Origin of the sequence: Paenibacillus sp. FSL H8-0260, from assembly GCF_045040625.1 — a bacterium.
In the GTDB taxonomy this organism is placed as follows: Bacteria; Bacillota; Bacilli; order Paenibacillales; family Paenibacillaceae; genus Paenibacillus_AQ; species Paenibacillus_AQ odorifer.
This window is the reverse complement of sequence record NZ_CP150298.1, coordinates 4416983-4436808: the sequence shown is the minus strand read 5'-3', so window position 1 is coordinate 4436808 and position 19826 is coordinate 4416983. Positions and strand designations below refer to the sequence as shown.

Genomic DNA, 19826 nt, shown 5'->3' with positions numbered 1-19826 from the left:
TTTTTATATTTTTGAATTAGGGATGAATAAATCAGGGGTACTTTACAAAAACTTTATTCGATTAAGTCACTACTTTGCCAAATCAGGAGGGGTTCTAATTAAACCATTTATCGTAATAGTAGCGCTATTACTCGTTACTGCTTGTTCGGGTAATCACTCGGCCAACAACCAAATGACAACTCAACAAACGAAGGTTGACAATCATGCTCGTAAAACTGCCTCAAGTTCAACTTTAACGCAAGCATCTTCCATTTCCACGGAGAATGCAGGGAATTCAACAATTAAGACTAAACAAGTTCCTGGCGATGTAACGAAATGGCTGGATGGGTTCATCCGTACCAATCCACCTACAGGAAGCACAACAGATCAAACAACGTATCCGCAGCAATCGGCCAAACCACAATATTCTGCAAATCCGCAACATTCTGCTGTCCCACAGAAGTCTGCAAATCCACAACCATCCACCAATACATCCCAATCGGTACAGCAAGTATTGGATCTGGTGAATAAAGAAAGAACGAATGCAGGCTTGAAGCCTCTTAGCTTAAATAGCGAACTTTCGAAAATGGCTTTGGCTAAAGCGCAGGATATGTATGACAATAACTATTTTGACCATCAGTCTCCAACGTATGGATCTCCGTTTGATATGATGAAAGCATTCGGGATCTCATACAATTCAGCAGGGGAAAATATCGCCAAAGGTCAGTCGAGCGCAGAAGAAGTAATGAACCAATGGATGAACAGTCCTGGTCATCGTGCCAACATCCTGAATAGCAGCTTCACAGAAATTGGAATAGGTTACTATAACAGCGAGTGGGTTCAAGAATTTATTGGTTAGAGCGAGTAATGTAATAAACTTAACAGGGGTGTCCTAATAAGCTAAAGGTGGCTGTTGGGCATCCCTACTTTGCTTCGTTTGATCCAATAACAATTGTACAGACCAAGCCCATCGGACACAGCTGACCTTAAACGCGTCATTGGTCCATATTTTGCATCCTAGCGGACTGTATAGCAGCTATTCCCACAAAAAAACACTCAATATGAGTCTTTTTATATGAGATAGCGTCAGTGGAGTCCGAAACTCTGCTCCACAGGCCAAAAAATTGGGAATAACGTCCTCTGGGTCCGGAAATCTCAGAATCTTCAATCGCGATGGCAAGCAATTATGTAGAGTAATACTTTTACTGGCGGGCTGGATTCAAGAAAAGAAGAAGCTGAAGTCTGCGAAATGAGATAGGGGATATTGAATCCGTTTAGAACGGGTTATTTTTTGTGTTGACTTATATGATAACGAATAAAAGTGACCAATAGAATCAGAAGAAACGGCAGGATGTAAGCTAGGTTAGTGATCAAGGGCCATGTAGTATTCACGATTTCCTCAAGCTCAGACTCCTGTGAGTAAGTCGTTACAGATAACAGCAGGCAGACAAAAGCAAGAGGGAAAACAATTAAGCGTTCATCCTTCAATCTCAGAAGCTCCTTTAGTACTTTAATAAGAATAAGCAGCAGGATAGAAGCCTTGAAATAGAACCCGATAATGAGTGAAAAACCAATCACGGATTCGATTCTTTCAATGGTTTCCTGAAAATAAATGAGTCTCGCCAACTGATATAATGAATATTTCAAGCTGCCGGACAGTGGTCCCAATACCATAATACTGCTAATGACAGAAGCAATTAACGTCAGGGCATTGATGATGAGTGCAAGATACATCTGTTTTCCCAGTTTAGAATTGTCTTCTTTACGCACGAACGGTAAAATCATCGAAAAAACGATAAGCTCGGAATAGGGAAAGCCATAGACTACATATGCAGCACTTAGGATAGGCCTAAATCCATCAGGCATGATGGGCAGTAGGTACTCGGGATGATACAACCCTGCTACGAGTATCCAGACTAAGATGATAAATCCGAACATTAGTGACATTAGGACGGCTGCCATGCGGGCAATCACTTCAATTCCAGCTAGAGCTGTCATCGCAATGGTAATAAAAAACATGGTATTTACTGCGTAAGTGGGCGTTTCTTTTAACATCGTGCTTTTGAAAAAGGTTCCGATCTCAATTACAATTCCAGCGACATTCCAAAACAGTACACAAGTGAAAGGAATAAGGAGGACGAGGGTCAGTCCGTTTCCAAGTACGGAGCGGCTTTGTTCCACAAGCGAAAGATCTGGCGCTCGTCGGTTCAAATATAGAATACCGGAAAGCAGAGCCATTCCTATGGCCGAGGCGATTAAGAGGGATATCCAGGCTCCGTTGCCGGCAAAGTTAGTTAGTGACGCAGGGACGATAACGATTGAGGAACCGGTCATAAAGAAGAGAAACAGCATGGACATTTGGATCGAACTAACACGTTCTTGCTTATTCATACGTTCCTCCTCATTCTTTAAGCTTATGAAATGGCAGGGTTGATCCAATGGACGATGTGCTCAGCTGGAGCCGTGAATAAATTGAAGATGGAATCTAAATTGGGCCATGGCTTAGCTGCAATAAAGATAAATCCGAGATAAAGTACGGGTAGTAATAATACTCCATAAACTACTCGATCGCGGATGGAGGCTTGCTTAAACCTTGGGATGTCATGGGTTAGCATAGCGGAAGCTAATAAGAGGACGCAGATTATTTTTCCCACCATAGCTACTTCTCCTTTGTTCCAAATATTGTGCCTGAGTTCATTCCAGTGCTTAACACTTTGACATCAACGTTGATATCGAACTGAGTCTGGGCGAATGTATCCTTCCATTGAGGCTCTAGTTGTTTCCACAGCTGCGGATTTTTCCGGTAAATCTGATTGCCAATTCCGAGTGCGTCGATCTTTTTTGTTTTCAAAAACTTGGTTGCATGCTCAACCTGTTGTTCAACCTGAGTTATGATACGCTGCTCAAAAAGCTTCATGTCCTTATTGTTTTTTAAATGTGAGCAACGTAATTCTCCGATCATCCCTTCAATAGCAATGTTTACACCGACGGACACAGAACCGTTTTTTACGATTGGAGTAAGCGTACTGTTGAAGGTAAGCACTTCAAGCGTTTCTTTTTTTCGCAGCGGTACTTCGGTCTCATCCGGGCAAGGAAATTCTAGTACTCCATAGATATATCTATCCGTCAGCATCATGAATGCTTCTGTATCCTTCTCCTTTAGAATGTCAATCATTTTACCGTCATGAATTACAGCCAGCCCAGATATCAATGGTTTATGATCCAAACTGGAATTATGGAGGTAAGGGATGATGGAAGTATTGGAGGGGCTACACATTTGTATAGCCAGCTCATAGAGAGGAATCTTGGAAGTTTTTGCGGCATATAGAGCACCGCTCGTCTCCATTCTCTTATACTGTTGACCAATGGTCTGTTCGATAAACGGGTTGATATCTAAAAATGGTGCCGCAGATTGCTCAGCGATGAGAGGAAGAACAGTACCACGCGGTTCTTGATCCCTGGAGAAAAAATCAAGTACCTCCCGGATGTTCGAGGTTCTGGCTAGTTGCTCCCCGATTAATATGACACGCATATGATCCCATTTGGCTTTTCGGCCAAATTTTGCCGGGATCTCCCTTATTGCTTCAAAAAAGGTTTCTCCACTCGTAACAATATTAATTCCCTTGGACGCTGGATCCCCTGCTTGTCCCATTTCTATTTTGGTGGAAGGATTATAGAAATGTGTCGTGATTACAATCCGATTGTCTTCGCTTTGGTCAATGGCGACCGCCTGCACATACCCATACTCGTCCAATTCTTTATTATCCCAGCATCCGCTAGTTAGAGTGAGTACAAGAAGGGAAATTAGTATGGTAGTAAGCCGCTTCACTATATCTACTTCCTTCCCGAAGTCTTTTTATATAGGTGTCGATTCCGTGGTGAATGAAGCAGCAGTCTTCTCGGAAGTAGAAAAATAGAATCACGTACTCTTTTAAGATCTAACGGAGCTAACGAGTCTAAATACGGTTCTCCTAAAGAGCGCAAGGTAGCCAGATGGAGATAAATTAGAATAAAACCGACCATGATGCCAAGTCCTCCGAATGTTGCCGCGAGAATCATTAAGGGAAACCGTAAAATCCGCAGCGCAATTGCCATATTGTATTGTGGTAGCGCAAATGAGGCAATGCCCGTCAAAGCGACGACAATGACCATGACCGGAGAGGCAATCTGCGATTGAATAGCAGCTTGTCCAATGACCAAAGCCCCAACGATACTGACGGCCGATCCAATCGGTCTGGGTAAGCGTATGCCCGCTTCTCTCAATAGCTCAAAGAAAAACTCCATGATCAAAGCTTCAACCATAGCCGGAAAGGGGATTCCTTCGCGTGTGTTTAGAATGGCAAGCAGCAGAACTGTGGGAATTAGTTCGGAATGGAAGTTGGATAAGGCAATATAGGTACTGGGTAACAGCAGGGCGATGATGAAGGCAGCGACCCTAATCATTCTTATCAATGATGAAAAAATGGTCCGGTAGTAATAATCTTCACTATTCGTAAAAAACTCCATGAAATTCCCGGGACAGATCAGAATGGAAGGACTTCCGTTAACCATAGCAATAATCTTTCCGTCTAGCAGAGCTGTTATAGCTGTATCCGGTCGTTCTGTATAGCGGACTTGTGGAAATGGTGAGTAGAGCGAATCACCGATCCACTCTTCGAGATAGGAAACGTCAAGAATTTCTTCCTGATCAATACTTGCTATCCGTTGTTTGAATTGATTTAATGTTTCTGGTTTGACTACTCCATCCAGATAACCATAGGACAACGTTCTTTGAACCTGCTTACCAGAGGTAAAGAACTCGAACTTAAGATTAGTAGATTTCAGCAAACTACGAATAACACCTACATTACGCTCTAAGCTTTCTATAAAGCTGACGTGGGGACCTTGAACAGTAGGCTCTGAAATGGGCTCAGAGGTTTGGCGCTGTTCTACATCGAAGGCATAATAGGCAACGGCTTTTTGCCAACCTGTAAAGAAAAGGACAACTTTCCCATCAAGAATCCCCTTAATGGCTTGACCGATATTGTCCATTAATTCAAGCAGTGGTGATGAAACACCATTTTTTTCAAAATAGGAGATGACATCTTCAACGGTCACGTCCAAGGTGGGACCCAGCTCATGCGGAACTAAATTCTGCAAGACATCTTTAAAATAATTTGTAGGGTCAGACTTAGTAAGTGTATTGAAATAGACGGATGAGGCTTCATACTTAAGATCCGGGCCATAATGCCATGGAATAACCTTTAGGTCCGAACAATTGGCAAAACATTTATTAATAATCTGTAAGTTGTCTTCGAGAGACGCAGAGATAGCATGGGAAAAAAGATCCTTCATTGAAAGCTCATTTTCGGCTTCGAATTGAGGGTGCATCTTAGGATTAGACGGAGGTGTCTTGGCGTTAAAAAATTTCCTCATGCAATTCTCCTTAAATAAATGAGATGTTAAGTGATTTTTATCTTCTCCCTTATTTAGGAATTTATTCGGAAGGTGGGGATAGATCAAATTTTTCGCAAAAAGAACAATTGGAACTGGCTCAGGGAAGAGATGCGATGTTATAATGAACATAATTTTTTTCAGGAGGTGCTCCTTGTGACTCATTCCATTCGTTTATGGTAATCAGTGGTGCAAGACAAATGGACTCATTCATTTTTTTGAGATAAGGAAATGAGTTTATTTGTGATGTGCCTGTTTCAGTGTGCCTATGCTCATGGAATGAGTTTATTTAAGTTTTTAATCAAAGGAGATGACCTTATGCAAATACAATGGAAAAAAGCCTTCGCCCTTATTTTTAGCGGACAGATTTTCTCGATTCTTACGAGTTCGATGGTTCAATTCGCGGTGATCTGGCACTTAACGGAATCGACAGGGGCAGCGGCAGTTTTGATGATTGCTGGGTTGGCAGCGTTTTTGCCGCAAGCGGTCTTGGGTCCTTTTGTAGGGGTCTGGCTGGACCGTTGGAATCGTAAAATAACGATGATTATTGCTGATAGCGCAATTGCGCTCTTCAGTCTGATATTAGGTATTTATTTCATGTGGGGGGAACCGGGACTTGGCTTTGTGTATGTCATTCTGAGCTTGCGTTCGGCGGCATCAGCCTTTCATGCTCCGGCTTTTCAGGCGGCTGTTCCGTTGATTGCGCCTGAAGAAGAATTGACAAGAGTCGCGGGCTGGCAGCAGATGGTGTTCTCTTTCTCGAATGTAATGGGTCCTGCACTTGGGATAGCGGTTTACTCGGCAACTTCGCTCGGGGCAGTATTGCTACTCGATGTGGCCGGGGCTTTGATTGCGAATCTGATGCTGTTCATGGTGAAGATCCATCAGCCTAAAGTGCAGTCTTCAGCTGCGCCGTCTTTCGTTCAAGAATTCCGTTTGGGTTGGAACGCACTCATTCAAGCGAAACCCATTGTGTTGATTACGGGGGCTACTGCGGTGTTTAGTATCGCATTTATGCCATTGGCGACACTGTTTCCTTATATGACATTGTCTCATTTTGGCCGTGGAGGATACAGTGCCAGCCTGGTGGAAGCGGTGTTCAGCATCGGGATGATTTTAGGCGGTCTGCTATTGTCGATGTTCTCATCTAAATGGAGCGACATTAGCTATATGAGCGTAGGTCTGCTAGTCATCGGTCTTACCTGTGTGGTCAGTGGTTTGATTGGTCCGAATGCATTTGTGATCTTTGCCATTCTCTCGTTCTTGATGGGTAGTGCGGCACCCTTCTTCAATGGTCCCTTCATGGCGATGATCCAACGTTCTTTTGAACCCGAGATGCTTGGGCGTGTCATTTCACTCGTGACCAGCATTATGATGTTGTCTTCGCCAATTGGGCTGCTGTTGGCAGGACCTGTGGTGGATCGATACGGTGTGCAGCTATGGTTCCTCGGTTCAGGAATTGTGGTGATGCTGACCGCTCTGTTTATTTTCATCCAGTTTCGGCGGCTGGCGTCCGCGATTCCGATGAATTGACTAGGGTAAAAACTTCCCTGTAAAAAAGAGTTTATAGGCCGGTCCGAGAGGATCGGCTTTTTGGCGGTTCTTCATATTTTTTCAAATTATAATATGATAGAATTACGTTCACTTGGAGGGATACATAATATGAATCTTCACATTGCTATCTGTGACGATCAGAGGCAAGATGCCTCGCGGTTGGAAGAATTACTCATGAAGCAGATGACCAGCCTGCAAGGGATGACTGCCTCTATTGAGATTTTTGAATCAGGCCAAACCCTGCTTCAGGCAATGACGACTACCGCATACGATATAGTTTATCTGGATATGGAGATGCCCGAGTATAACGGTATAGAAGTCGCAGAGAAGATCCGGCTCAAAGATGCCAGGGTATTAATTATCTATGTCACCAGCCATACAAGTTATATGAGAAGAAGCTTTGCGGTTCATCCCTTTCGCTATCTGCTGAAACCCATTGATGAACATGAACTGCAGACCGCCACAGTCAAAGCCATTCAGCAATGCATGCAAAGAAACAACGTGCTGTCATTCTCAATCCATCATATGAGCTATAATTTAAGGGTAGATGATATTATGTATATCACGGTAGAACGAGGCAAAAAATTGGTCCTTTGTACTGAACAAGGGACTTACTCGTATTATGGCAAACTGAGAGAGCTGGAAGGACAGCTGGGATCACATGATTTTTGTCGCGTACATACGGGGTTCCTAGTAAATTGGCTGTATGTTCGTTCTTTAAGCAAAGAACTTATTCAGCTGAAGAACGGGGTGGAGCTTCCCGTCAGCCGCAGTAGAAGCTCTGATTCTTTACGGTCCTACCATGCCTTTATAGAAAAGAGGCTCTTAAGATAAATGTCTTTCATCCGGGAGATTAGTCCTTACTTTTTTGGTGTATTTATGCTCGTCCTTATATATGTCCCGCAAGGGGTCACATTTTATATTTTTCTCAAGAAATTCCTGATCCTGAGCAGGAGCAAACAGTCATTTATAGGTTGTCTTATTATCTTTTATATAATTAAATCGCTTACCGCTGCTAGCTTACCTCTGGTTGATTCGGTCATCCTTCACCTGCTTGTGTATAGTCTGATTACCATTATTTATTTCCGCGGCAGTGTGCTACAAAAGCTGTTCTTTAGCAGTTTCTATACAGTGTTTACGGTTGTTATTGAGATGCTGGTATGGTATGGGATTCAGCATATCCCACTCAATGCCGAGGGAATAGATACAGTTAATTTCAGGTGGTTAGCTTTTGCTTTCCTATTTGTTGTTTTGCTAAGCATCATGTTATGTCTGCTATTGCTGCGGTTGTTCAAAGTGGACACCACTACGTTACTGTCGAATCAGGATTGGGCTGTGCTGAATCTTGTTTCTGCGGGTTCTTTGCTTATTATTATTGTGAATCTGAGAAATTCCAGTGATAAACCTTTTGATATTCCGTTTGATTTTGTATTCATCCTGCTTGGGATTCTTGTAATTAATGTGGCTGTAATGTTTATATATCAAAAGTTAATGAAACGGATGCAAATAGAATTGCATAATCATGTGCTTCAGCAGCAAGTGAAGGATTACACGAGTAAACTGAAAGATAATCAGGAAGCACAGCGTTTGCGGCATGATCTGAACCATGTGTTGATCCTTATTCATTCTCTGCTGGACGAAGGAGCTGTACAAGAAGCCAAGCGATATATTGCGGAGCTTGCTTCGACACAGGAGGCAGGAGAAAAGTATATTTCTTCTGGAAATATAGCTATTGATGCCATCTATAATGAGAAGTTCGCCAAAGCCGAGCTACATCAAGTTACAATGCAATCTCATTTTCGCATCCCGCAGGACCTGTTACTTGCAGGCAAAGAGGTTGAAATTGCAATTATTTTAGGCAATGCATTAGATAATGCAATCGAAGGGGTTCAGAGATTACCAGAGTCAGAGCAGAATGTTATTGGGCTGGAAGTGATTTATTGCGACGGGTTATTGGTGATTTCTTTAAAGAATCCTGCATCTCTGCTTACAGAGGACGGGCAGGGCTCTTTTTTGTCCAGCAAGCGGAACTTTGGGCGTAGAGGGTTCGGAATCGAAAGCATTGAGTATGCGGTTCAACAGCTTCAAGGAAGCGTCAGTTTCAGATATGAGAATGGGCAGTTCATGATGTTGGCGGTATTACCACTGCCTGAGTAGCAATCCGCAACCAACTACTCCACCTAACCTGCAAGTTACGGTCTCTTTCCGCTGGTAAGCAGCGGTCCATGATATATTGAGGCTGTTCTTATTAAAGGGAGGGTATTCCGTTGACATTGTCATTGCTCATCAGTGCAGTCCTTCAGCTCATCTTATTCAGCATCATTCCCTATACATACTGGTTTTTTACAAGCAGAACAACTTCATCCTTTGCCATGTGGATTGGCTGGAAGAAACCCCACTTGCTTTCTAGGAAGCAGTTCATACTATGGTTTATACTTACCATGACTATATTCACCAGCCTGGGAATGCTTACAGCAATCTATATGCTGGATAAGAATACTTTGGCCAGCTCACAGTTTTATGGTACAGGTCTTAAAGGTTTGATTCCGGCATTGATTTATTCTTGGTTACAGACTAGCTTGTCCGAAGAGATTCTGTTCCGCGGCTTCATTGGTAAACGGTTAAGTTCGAAATTCGGATTCGGAATTGGAAACTGTGCTCAAGCTTTATTATTTGGTGTCGTACATGCTGTGCTGTTATACAGCAGTTCCGGATTATTGAATTCTGCTGTTGTAATGATTCTTACAGGTTTTGTGGGTTGGAGCATCGGAATGTTGGATGAGAAATTATCCGGCGGTTCGATCATTCCAGGTTGGGTTCTGCACGGGCTGACTAATCTGATTTCCACCATTTTTATGATGTATCAATGGATGTAGCAATCAAAGTTTTTAGAGAGTACATTTTAAAAATATGGTAAACTAAAAAAGTCTTAAATTATAAGATTAAAGTTTATATACCATTTTTATTGGGAGGTAGATATTATGAAAAACAATGTCAGCTTGCAAAATGATATGGGGATAACGTTTAACTGATCAAGCGTTGACGTTTCCCCACCATTCGAAAGGGGAAAATCATTTGAATCAGGTATTATTAATCATCGATGCACAACAAGAATTAATGGATGGAAACGAAAAGGAAAGTGCAGTATTCAATAAAGAGCAGCTTATCCGGAATATTAATAAAGTGATTGAACAAGCAAAAGAAGCCGATGTCGAAGTTGTGTTCGTTAGGGATCTAGATGTCGCTGAAGGAACAGGTACAGGCTTTCAAGTTCACAATGAAATCAACAGGTCTGCAAATGCCAAAATCTTTGATAAGCTGGCAACGAATTCTTTTCACGGAACTGAGCTGCTACAATATCTGAAAGATCAGCAGATTGAGCATGTGGTGATTATGGGATGTAAAACTCAACACTGCATCGATACTGCGGTTCGGACGGCTACGGTTAGCGGCATGGATGTTACATTGGTCGGAGATGGTCATTCTACAACGGACAATGATGTTTTAAGTGCAGAACAAATCATCAAGCATCACAATAAAACATTACATGGGCACTACAATGTCGAACATTTTTCTATGGTCAGAAGTTCCGAAGAAGATTTGTTTCGCCCAACGCATGACTCTTATAGATAATAATTCAGTGGCGGCACTTAAATGTGCCGCTTTTTGCTGTTTTGCATTACCTCTGATTTTCGTCACCTATACTGATAGACATATTCGCCTAAACCATCCCCATCCCATCTTTATGGGATTGTTCTTGCAAGGGATCTACTTATAATTGTTAGTAATTCTTAAACAATATGAGTAGGGACGGGATCAACATGATGGCAGCAAAAGATATAGAGTTTAAAAGCACACACGGGCAGCGGCTGGGAATGATGGCGGCTATTTGTATGGGGGCGTTTATTTCCCATTTTACAGCTGGAATTGTGAATGTGTCGCTTCCTTTTATTGTGAATTATTTTCAGACAGAGCTTGGGAAGGGATTATGGATCACAACAGGTTATCTGCTAGTGATTACGGCTCTTCTTCCTATTATGGGGAAACTGGGAGACCGTTATGGTTTTCGCCGGATTCACAATCTTGGATTTGTGATTTTTACTGTGGGTTCTATCCTGGTCGCTTTTTCACCTAATCTGCCAATATTGCTAACGCTCAGAGTTGTACAGGGAGTAGGAGCTGCGATGTTCCAAGCAACTAATATTGCACTCATCACCATTCATATGCCGAAAGAGCAAAGAGGTCGTGCTCTCGGAATTTTAAGTACAGCTGTCGCGCTGGGCGGGATGACGGGACCTATAGCGGGAGGTTTGATTGCAGAGTGGCTGAGCTGGAAATGGTTATTTTTAATCCATGTTCCTGTGGCGATTGTGGCTACAATTATGGCATATCGGTACATCCCGAACCGTGTGCAAGAGCGCAAGCCGGGTGCTATCAGCTTCGTGGGGGCCAGCTTGTTTATGGCATTCATCACCTTGGTCCTTCTCGTAATAACAAATGGGAGCAAATGGGGCTGGGTGTCCGTGCGGACAATGACAAGTTTGGTGGGGGTTTCCTTGTTGTTGATTACTTTTCTATTCTGGGAGCGGAAGCAAAAGAATCCTTTTCTACCCTTACAAGCATTGAAAATTCCAACTGTAGCGGGAGGCTTGATCGTTAGCTGTGCCTCTTTTATTTTATCTAATACATTGCTTGTCCTCATTCCATTTTATTTGATGGGGGCGTCGGCTCCGTTCTCGTCATCTACGACAGGATATATTATGGCGGCTTATCCCATTGCCTTGGCGTTTGCAGGTCCTCTCGCAGGCTACTGCTCCGACCGTTATGGCTCTCATCGTCTGATGCTTATGGGACTGAGCTGCATGGGAAGCGGGTTTATCTTGTTACTGGTGTATTTAGATCATATACCGATTTATGGAATCGCGGCGATTCTATCTCTTATTGGCCTTGGTATGGGGCTCATTGCCTCTCCTAATAATAGCTTCATTATGCAGCAGACACCTCGGGAACACGTGGGTTCGATTGGCGGATTAATTGCTTTAACAAGAAATGCGGGTATGGTCTTTGGCTCAGCACTTGGACTTGGTGTGATGAGTGGAGAGACAGGACAAGGGAGTCAGTTGCAGGCGTTCAAATTGGTTTTTGAGATTAATATTTTCATTTGTTTAAGCGTTATTGTATTAATGGTTGTTATAAATAGAAGGACATTTAAATCTGCTTGATCTAAAAAAATGTGTGTGTAATCACAACTCAAGCTTTGGTGTTCTGTTACGTTGGAAGTAACGAATGATTATCTAGATATGGAGGATAACGATATGTTTTGTTACCAATGTGAACAGACACCGAATGGCGGATGCACCGTTGTAGGGGTATGTGGCAAAAATGAAACCATTGCGAGTTTGCAGGATACGATGATTTTTGCATTAAAAGGAATTGCAGCGTATGCGACACATGCCCGGCAGCTAGGATATAGCGATCCCGAGGTGGATCGTATCACCCACGAAGCTTTGTATATGACGTTGACCAATTCCAACTTTAATACACAGGAACATTTGGAGATGGCGATGAAGGTCGGGGATGCGGCAGTTCGCATCATGGATGTACTGGATCGTGCGCATACGGACCGCTTTGGCATTCCGCAACCGATCACAGTCAGTCAGAACAAAATTGAAGGTCAATGTATTGTTGTAACAGGACATAATTTATATGCGCTGGAGGAATTACTGCGGCAGACAGAGGGGAAAGGCATCAACATTTATACCCACTCAGAAATGCTGCCTGCGCATGGATATCCTGCACTCAAAAAGTATAAACATCTGAAAGGCAACATCGGCAAAGCATGGTATGATCAGCGTAGATTGTTCGAGAAGTTTCCCGGTGCAATTCTTGCTACCACAAACTGTGTAATGCCGATTAAAGGCACGTATGCAGACCGCTTTTTCTCATATGAAGTAGCGGGGCTGGAAGGTGTAGAGAAAATAACGGGCGACGATTTCTCCCCATTAATTAATCGTGCGTTGTCCCTACCTGCGGCTGATGTAGAGTCAGATCTGGTACTTACGACCGGATATCATCATGAAACTGTAATCGGGTTAGCACCAGAGATCATTCAAGCTGTCAAAGACGGGCATATCCGCCGGTTTTTCGTCATTGCTGGTTGTGATGCGCCAGGTACTGGCGGGAATTACTACCGTGAGTTGGCGACTTCCTTACCGAACGATACTGTCATTTTAACGACTTCTTGCGGAAAGTTCCGTTTCAATGACGTAGATTATGGCACCGTTGGAGACACCGGTATTCCGCGTTACATTGACCTTGGGCAATGTAATAATTCCGGTTCTACAGTGAAGATTGCCATGGCTCTGGCTGAGGCATTTGAGTGTACGGTGAACGAGCTGCCTGTCAGCATCGTGCTATCTTGGTTTGAGCAAAAAGCAGTAGCCATTCTGCTAGGCTTGTTCAGTCTCGGCATTCAGGACATTCGCATCGGACCAAAGCCACCCGAGTTCATTTCACCAGGTGTACTGGATGTTCTGGTAGAGCTTTTTGGATTGAAGCTAATTACTACTGCTGAAGAAGATATGAACGCGATGTTGGCGTTGTCGTAGAGTAAAAATCAAAGGTTGCCGCCCATAAGGGATTGGCAGCCTTTTTTTGATAGGGGATTTAGGTGATACATCATTGTTGAAGCATAGCGATCCGTAATGGATGGTCATGCTTCTTAACTTGCCATTACAAGATGAGCTTATCGCGTGCTCGCCACATAATTATAGAGGGTATCTCTCAACTCGAACTCGTACGTCAAACCATTAACAATCCCCACAACATGATCGTTATCATACAGGTCAAGCATGAATCCAGCCATTTCCTTCGCGGTATGATATTTCGGCACAGTCCCATGATATTCGAATTCGGGGACATCGAAAGAAAGCTTCGCGAATTCTGTTTCTGTTGCGGCAGGTGCTAGCACTTTAGCCTGCATAAGTGCACCTTGACTCTTCAACTCATGAGAGAGTCCTTCAGTAAAGGCACTCACATAGAACTTAGTCGCACAGTACGTAATGGCATTTCCCACAATCGTATAGCCGCCACCGGATGAAACGTTGATTAATTGTGTTCCTTCAACATTGGAATAATCACGAACGAATAGAGAGGAAAGGATCGTCAACGATTCAATGTTCAGATGCAGCATTGCAGAAATTTTATCTAAATCTTGCTTGGCCACTGAAGCGAAATTTCCAAACCCCGCATTGTTGATCCAAGTTTCGATTTCGAACCCTTGTAGATCCTCATAAAGCTTATAAGCATTACTAGAAACGGATAAGTCAGTTACTCGAATAACGACATCTACATCGGGGGAGTTATGATTGATTTCAGATTTTAGCTCCTCCAGTTGCTCCCTTCTGCGGGCTGTAACAATTAAGTTTTTACCGCGAGCCGCAAAGGCTAGAGCGGTTTCATAACCTATACCTGAACTGGCGCCTGTAATTACAGTATATTTCATGTGAATTCCTCCGTTTTTACAAGAATATTTAGTGTTTCAACAACGATGTAATCATAAAGCTTAGAGTTTACTCTAAGTCAAATATTTTTTATAATTATGGGGACTCTTAAAATCAACATAGATTCGGGGGCTTGTATGTATACGATCAGCGATGTAGCCAAATTACTAGGGATTACCGCATATACACTGAGATATTATGAAAAGGAAAAAATTATTGCTCCGATGCGGAATGCGAATGGAGAAAGAATATATGATGACTCCAATCTTGCTTGGCTGCGATTTGTGATGAGGTTGAAACAAACCCAAATGCCGATCTCACAAATTAGAGAATATGCGCAGTTATATTTAGAAGGAGAGCATACGGCCCAAGCCCGCTTGAACCTTCTTGAGAATCATAGTAACTCTATACAGAGCCAAATCAGAAACTTAACAGCCACAGAGAAGATGTTGAAAGACAAAATTGCAGCCTACAAAAATTCCCTTGCGAAAGAGACAGGCATTTACTAAGCAGGCGACATAAAAGTATGCCAATGATTACGATAATTGTGAGATCAAAAAAAGGGCCCTCACGATTCATTGATAGACGCTAGTTCCGCACGTATGTTTGCGGATCAGCGTCTTTTGCTTTTGGGCTAGGCTCCGGCAAAATAGCCATATGCCTCGCTACTCGCATCCTCGTCTCATTCGGCAACACCTTATTGACAGCGCTAGACGTATTCGTTATTGTGTTTAGAAACATGATTCAATTGAGAATGATTATCTCTTGAGAATTTAAAGGGAGTTTGCGAATCAGTTATGGACGTTCTGAAACTTATACAAATATGGAACCAGGTGATTATGAGTGTGCTGGACGTACGGCTAAAGCAGGCCGGAAACGTTAACGATTTGAATCAATACCGTTTGCCGGCAAGCGCATTTTTATTCGCTTTTCAAGGACAAGGCGAGTTGTGGGTTGACGATGAGGTATGGCTGTGCGATCGTTTCCATGTACTGCACGCCGGCAAAGGCTCTCTGGTGACGGTTCGGAGCGGAGAAGCGCTGAATGTATATGTCGTACTCTACAAAGCGTTTCTCCCCGCTTCGGCCTCGCGCGAATTTCATATGATGATGGAGGAATCCGACCCGTTTCTGGAAAGCTGGGGGTTCCCGCCTGGCGAACCGCTGGCCATGCTTGAGCTGCTTCAAACGATACGCGACGGTTGGCTTAAATCTGACGACGGATTGACCCGGCTGTCGGCCAAGGGAGACTTTATCCGCTTCGTTCACGCTGTCCTGAGGGAGCGTCTGTTCGGAGCCGGCGAGCCATCTTTATCGGAGCAAGTTATTCGACATTTGTCCAGGAATTATCGCCAGCCGATCTCGTTTGAGGAGCTTGCTCGGCAATTGAATTACAGCCAACAATATATATCGCGAAAATTTAAAGAACAGACAGGGCTCAGTCCGCTGGACTACGTCATTCGTTTCCGAATGGAAGATGCGAAGGCTCTGCTGGCCGGTACGATAGCAACACAACAGGAAATAGCATCACATGTCGGTTATCCGGACCTCATTTATTTCAGCCGCATGTTTAAAAAGCATGCCGGCATGACGCCAGGTCAATATCGTAAACGATACGGCCAGTTCGTTTCAGATTATGCAAGGAATAGGTCACAATCGTCCGTTGTTCTAAGCCGGTCATTAAGCTATCCTTTTTATGTGAGTGATATTGATTATCAATTTCAACAGGATGGGGCGAATAAAATGACTAGAGCAACCCGAAGTTTTTATGCAGTGATGCTGTTATGTTTGACCGTGATGTTAACAGCTTGTGGTGGGTCGGTGAACAACGGAGGTGCAACGAACAGCCAGGTTGCCGTCAGCGCTTCTCCAACCATGATCACTCAAGAGTCAGAGGTTTTGGCATCTTCTGAGATCAAGGTAGTCAAGACCGCTTTCGGCGATGTCGAAGTTCCTGCACACCCTCAGCGCGTAGCGGCAATTTCTTATCTCGGCACCGTACTTGCTCTGGAAGTCCAGCCGATCGCAGCCGAATCGTTCTTGATGTCGAGTCCTTATCTCGAGGGAATGCTGGACGTCGTGACGGATGTAGGCGACTCGTTAGAGAAGCTGCTGGAACTCAATCCGGATTTAATCATAACGCATAATCCACAGCCTGAGGTAGTCGAGAAATATCAGATGATCGCACCTACGGTATCGGTTCCTTACAATCAGTTTGTATCCATTCAGGAAGAAATGCTGTATTTTGGCGAGTTGCTGGATAGACGTGAGGAAGCGGAGAAATGGAACGAACAATTCGAGAAGGACATTGCAGACATTCGGGAGAAAGTCCAACAAGCCGTTCCCGAAGGAGAGACGCTTTCGATTATGCAAGAGTACGATGGAAACGTGAGCCTTTTTGGTCCGAAGTCGGGACGAGGCGGCCGGCTGATGTATGAAATAATGGGGCTGAAGCCGCCGACGACGGTTCCAGAATTTATGCTGAAGGAATCCTACTATGAATTTTCGCTGGAGAAACTTTCGGAGTACATGGGTGATTATTTGATTCTGACGACGGAAGCCAGCTTGGAATCGCTGCAGGCTGATCCAATCTGGGGGTCGCTAGAGCCGATTCGCAACAATCGGGTATTTTTATGGACGGAGAACCAATCCTGGTACCGCGACCCAATCGCCGTGAAAAGACAAATCAACGATTTGACCGACTGGATCATCGAGGCAGCGAGTCGGTAACTGCCTAGAGTAAGGATTGATCGAACGGTAATATAAAATCAGAACTTGCCGTTACAGCCAGCGCGCTGAACCTTACGTAAAGTGACGACGAAAAAATTTTGTTTTGGAAAGATGAAGAGTGTTGTGGGGGTACGGAATAGCTCGACAGAGGGTGTCCTAAACGTCATAAAATGGCAGAGGGATACCCTCCTTTTTTTAAGAGCGGAGTGGGGAAGGGACTAGAGATTGTGCTGACCGGTCAAGGTTATAACTCTTTCTGTGCAAAGGTTATTTCTAAAATCCAGGTGAAAAGTAGGTAGACTCAGGACAAGCGATCACTATAATGGAAATATGAGACATTCATAGAACCGATCAATAGGATATAAATAAGAATCCGGCTGATTAAAAAAGCGATTAGAGGAGGCCATTTCGTGGGAAGATCATTCGCAAATTTGCATATCAAGTCGAATAACCTTGAGAAGACTGTCGAAGCATTAAGAGAGCTAAGCGAAGGGCATGCCAAAGTATTAGGCAAGAAAAATCATGAAGCTCCAGAGAGCAAAGTTGTCATGTATGTAAGCAAAAGCAACGAAAACTGGATCAGCGTGCTCCACGATTATTTTGTATGGGGTACGGTGAAGAAGGCCGGTAAAACGTTGTCCCAGCTTACCGGGGAGCCAGTGATGACCGCCGGATATATGAATGAGGAGATATTCGAGTTGTCGTTGTTCGAGAATGGAGACATTCAAGCCGAAAAGATCTTTTGTGAGCAGTGGACGAGGGATGAATATGAACAACTCCGGGAAGAGCGTCTCAATGATGATTACTTGCGAAAAGCGTTGGATATCCGTAATGAGGATTTTGACGGCTTCATTGGCATTACGAGTCCGGGACTAGCCGTAGATATGCTGTCAGAAATCGTAAGCATGTCTTTATGGAGTGACTGGGAGTGGATCCCGTACGAAGAAGCTCTCAAAAATCGATTTGTGAAATATGAATTTTGAAAATACACGAGTAAATGGCTAAGGACCTCTGAGATGACATTTTAATACATGGCGGTGAGCAAAAAGAAATGGATAAATTAAAGAACAGCGGATTTTATAAACTTAGATTCTTCATCAGGCCGGAAGAGTTTGAAAGCGTTTTGAAGCATTTTAAACATAAGCAAGCGCAATTTCATCTAACCAATTATGCCCAGACAGAGCATGATCTGAAACAGGTGTATGAAGCATATCAGACCTTTTATCATTATTTTACGGCAGAGAAAAAAAGGAATGAGGGTCCCCCTTTCTTTGTTTATTCCATTTCTGTTACGTCTGATAATGAAAGCTCCGGATTTTTCGCGAGAAATGAGAGTGTCTATTTTCCATATTACGGACAATGGGCAGAGGATGAACTGCCGTGTATCTTGCTATCATTTCCTAAAGGCTTTCAAATAGATTTGGAAGATGAAAAAGGGAAGTATTATATCTATGAGGATATTCGGGATCATAAGCCGTTAACATATACGTTTTTCGATGAAATAACGGATGCTATTAAAAAAATGACAAAGCCGCTTCGCTTCTCGGCGCATGATGCAGATGCTATGAAGGAGCAAAAGCCTTCTGTGCGTATAAGCCATGGTGCGATTCACGATTTGAGCAAATCGTGGATTTTCAATAAATATGGGCTTGTGATGGGTGGCAAATAGTTCAGGGCAAATTACACCGAGGCATTGACCAAGCTGGAGAATTCAAAAATTGGGGATAGATATGTTGCACTCTCTAAAATTTCAGTATTATCTTGGATAAAAAAGCTGCTCAACCTGCAATATTTTAAAGAATTCTCTTATCTGGAAGAGTTGCATGTTGGGGGCAGCAGGAGGAGTATTTATGTACATCGTATCTCGGCCAAAACCGCTGTCTGATGGTCAAAACCAAGCACTTGCAAAGGAAGACGCCACTGTTTATCCACCGGGCTACCTCCGGTTTTTGCGGCGATTCGGCGAAGGGACTTACAGAGGGTGGCTGAATGTTCAGTTTCCGGATGCGGAGGTGCTTAAATCTTTTGCAGAGTACGGATTATGGGAGCATGACGAGAATAGCCCCATTACTGAACAACAGATCGATGAGTGTATCGTTATAGGTACAACGGTGGACGGTGATTTTCTGGCAATACATCCCCAGACAACTGGGCTGCTTTGGCTACCTCGGCATGCGGAGCACGTAAAGGCGATTTCCCTGCAGGCAGGGGAGCAGGAAGACGAAGGGTTGTACGCCTTGGTGCTGGACGAAATTTATCGTCAGGTGTATGGAATCAGTCAAGGGGAGAGCGTCTATTATGAACCGTGGACGGGCACTCGCAGCCATCGCTTTTTGCGTTTGCCACAAGGGCAAGCCCAGCTTACGCTACCCGAACTGGCTGGATTGTGCCAACATGAATTTCCGCCGGATTTGTTTATTGAGAATGCCTATGTTTGTTTCCTGTTCTACCGGCAGCTGGGAGGATATGTACGGTTGAATTATGCCTACCAGCAAGAGGTGGCCATCTTCTATGAACAGGATATGGGTCAGGCGTTTGCCGTAATGGAGCAGTGGCTCTTATCGAAAGGCTGCGAAGCGATTTCAGAAAATAACAGCTAATCTGGGTGCTCCGTAAGTCTGGGAGAGGG

18 protein-coding genes are annotated in these 19826 nt (G+C 43.7%); 13 read left to right on the top strand and 5 right to left on the bottom strand.

The window, feature by feature from the left end; all coding sequences use genetic code 11:
• Positions 1–172 precede the first annotated feature (172 nt).
• Positions 173–838 carry a CAP domain-containing protein gene (locus tag MHI51_RS19755; protein ID WP_081387123.1) on the top strand — a complete coding sequence of 222 codons (666 nt, stop codon included), beginning with the start codon at positions 173–175 and terminating at the stop codon, positions 836–838.
• A gap of 425 nt (positions 839–1263) precedes the next feature.
• Here MHI51_RS19755 and MHI51_RS19750 read toward each other — a convergent pair whose 3' ends face one another.
• The 4 genes from MHI51_RS19750 to MHI51_RS19735 are packed head-to-tail and all read right to left on the bottom strand — an operon-like array spanning position 1264 to position 5394.
• Positions 1264–2370: an endospore germination permease gene (locus MHI51_RS19750; RefSeq protein WP_341003135.1), complete on the bottom strand. Its 1107-nt coding sequence runs from the start codon at positions 2368–2370 to the stop codon at positions 1264–1266.
• Between the two features lie 23 nt (positions 2371–2393).
• Complete coding sequence (locus tag MHI51_RS19745) at positions 2394–2636, bottom strand: hypothetical protein (RefSeq protein ID WP_076276142.1); 243 nt, start codon at positions 2634–2636, stop codon at positions 2394–2396.
• A 2-nt stretch (positions 2637–2638) separates the two neighbouring features.
• Positions 2639–3808: a Ger(x)C family spore germination protein gene (locus tag MHI51_RS19740; protein WP_076276143.1), complete on the bottom strand. Its 1170-nt coding sequence runs from the start codon at positions 3806–3808 to the stop codon at positions 2639–2641.
• Between the two features lie 5 nt (positions 3809–3813).
• Entirely contained in the window at positions 3814–5394 is a 1581-nt protein-coding gene (locus MHI51_RS19735) for a spore germination protein (RefSeq protein ID WP_405173204.1), read from the bottom strand.
• 336 nt (positions 5395–5730) lie between these two features.
• Here MHI51_RS19735 and MHI51_RS19730 point away from each other — a divergent pair, with 336 nt between their 5' ends.
• The 7 genes from MHI51_RS19730 to hcp all read left to right on the top strand — a co-directional run bounded on the left by MHI51_RS19730 (position 5731) and on the right by hcp (position 13574).
• On the top strand, positions 5731–6945 hold the full coding sequence (locus tag MHI51_RS19730; protein WP_405173203.1) for an MFS transporter: 1215 nt from the start codon (positions 5731–5733) through the stop codon (positions 6943–6945).
• Positions 6946–7074: 129 nt separating this feature from the next.
• On the top strand, positions 7075–7800 hold the full coding sequence (locus tag MHI51_RS19725) for a LytR/AlgR family response regulator transcription factor (protein WP_405173202.1): 726 nt from the start codon (positions 7075–7077) through the stop codon (positions 7798–7800).
• Positions 7801–9123, top strand: coding sequence for a GHKL domain-containing protein (locus MHI51_RS19720; protein ID WP_405173201.1), 1323 nt, complete (start codon positions 7801–7803; stop codon positions 9121–9123). It abuts the gene before it with no gap.
• A gap of 110 nt (positions 9124–9233) precedes the next feature.
• Positions 9234–9842, top strand: a complete 609-nt coding sequence (locus tag MHI51_RS19715; RefSeq protein ID WP_076306918.1) for a CPBP family intramembrane glutamic endopeptidase — start codon at positions 9234–9236, stop codon at positions 9840–9842.
• A gap of 199 nt (positions 9843–10041) precedes the next feature.
• Positions 10042–10599, top strand: coding sequence for a cysteine hydrolase family protein (locus tag MHI51_RS19710; RefSeq protein WP_076127240.1), 558 nt, complete (start codon positions 10042–10044; stop codon positions 10597–10599).
• Positions 10600–10787: 188 nt separating this feature from the next.
• Positions 10788–12188, top strand: coding sequence for an MFS transporter (locus MHI51_RS19705; protein WP_139332077.1), 1401 nt, complete (start codon positions 10788–10790; stop codon positions 12186–12188).
• A 93-nt stretch (positions 12189–12281) separates the two neighbouring features.
• Positions 12282–13574 carry a hydroxylamine reductase gene (hcp, locus tag MHI51_RS19700; protein WP_076127238.1) on the top strand — a complete coding sequence of 431 codons (1293 nt, stop codon included), beginning with the start codon at positions 12282–12284 and terminating at the stop codon, positions 13572–13574.
• 137 nt (positions 13575–13711) lie between these two features.
• Here hcp and MHI51_RS19695 read toward each other — a convergent pair whose 3' ends face one another.
• On the bottom strand, positions 13712–14470 hold the full coding sequence (locus MHI51_RS19695) for an SDR family oxidoreductase (protein WP_076278696.1): 759 nt from the start codon (positions 14468–14470) through the stop codon (positions 13712–13714).
• A 135-nt stretch (positions 14471–14605) separates the two neighbouring features.
• Here MHI51_RS19695 and MHI51_RS19690 point away from each other — a divergent pair, with 135 nt between their 5' ends.
• From MHI51_RS19690 to MHI51_RS19670, 5 genes are all read left to right on the top strand, one after another.
• Entirely contained in the window at positions 14606–14977 is a 372-nt protein-coding gene (locus MHI51_RS19690) for a MerR family transcriptional regulator (protein ID WP_076182898.1), read from the top strand.
• 288 nt (positions 14978–15265) lie between these two features.
• The gene (locus MHI51_RS19685) at positions 15266–17197 is read left to right on the top strand and encodes an AraC family transcriptional regulator (RefSeq protein ID WP_405173200.1); all 1932 of its coding nucleotides are present in this window, start codon (positions 15266–15268) and stop codon (positions 17195–17197) included.
• A 410-nt stretch (positions 17198–17607) separates the two neighbouring features.
• Complete coding sequence (locus tag MHI51_RS19680; protein ID WP_405173199.1) at positions 17608–18180, top strand: hypothetical protein; 573 nt, start codon at positions 17608–17610, stop codon at positions 18178–18180.
• A 68-nt stretch (positions 18181–18248) separates the two neighbouring features.
• Positions 18249–18866, top strand: a complete 618-nt coding sequence (locus tag MHI51_RS19675; RefSeq protein WP_405173198.1) for a hypothetical protein — start codon at positions 18249–18251, stop codon at positions 18864–18866.
• 181 nt (positions 18867–19047) lie between these two features.
• The gene (locus MHI51_RS19670) at positions 19048–19797 is read left to right on the top strand and encodes a hypothetical protein (RefSeq protein ID WP_076276151.1); all 750 of its coding nucleotides are present in this window, start codon (positions 19048–19050) and stop codon (positions 19795–19797) included.
• The last annotated feature ends 29 nt before the right edge of the window (positions 19798–19826 follow it).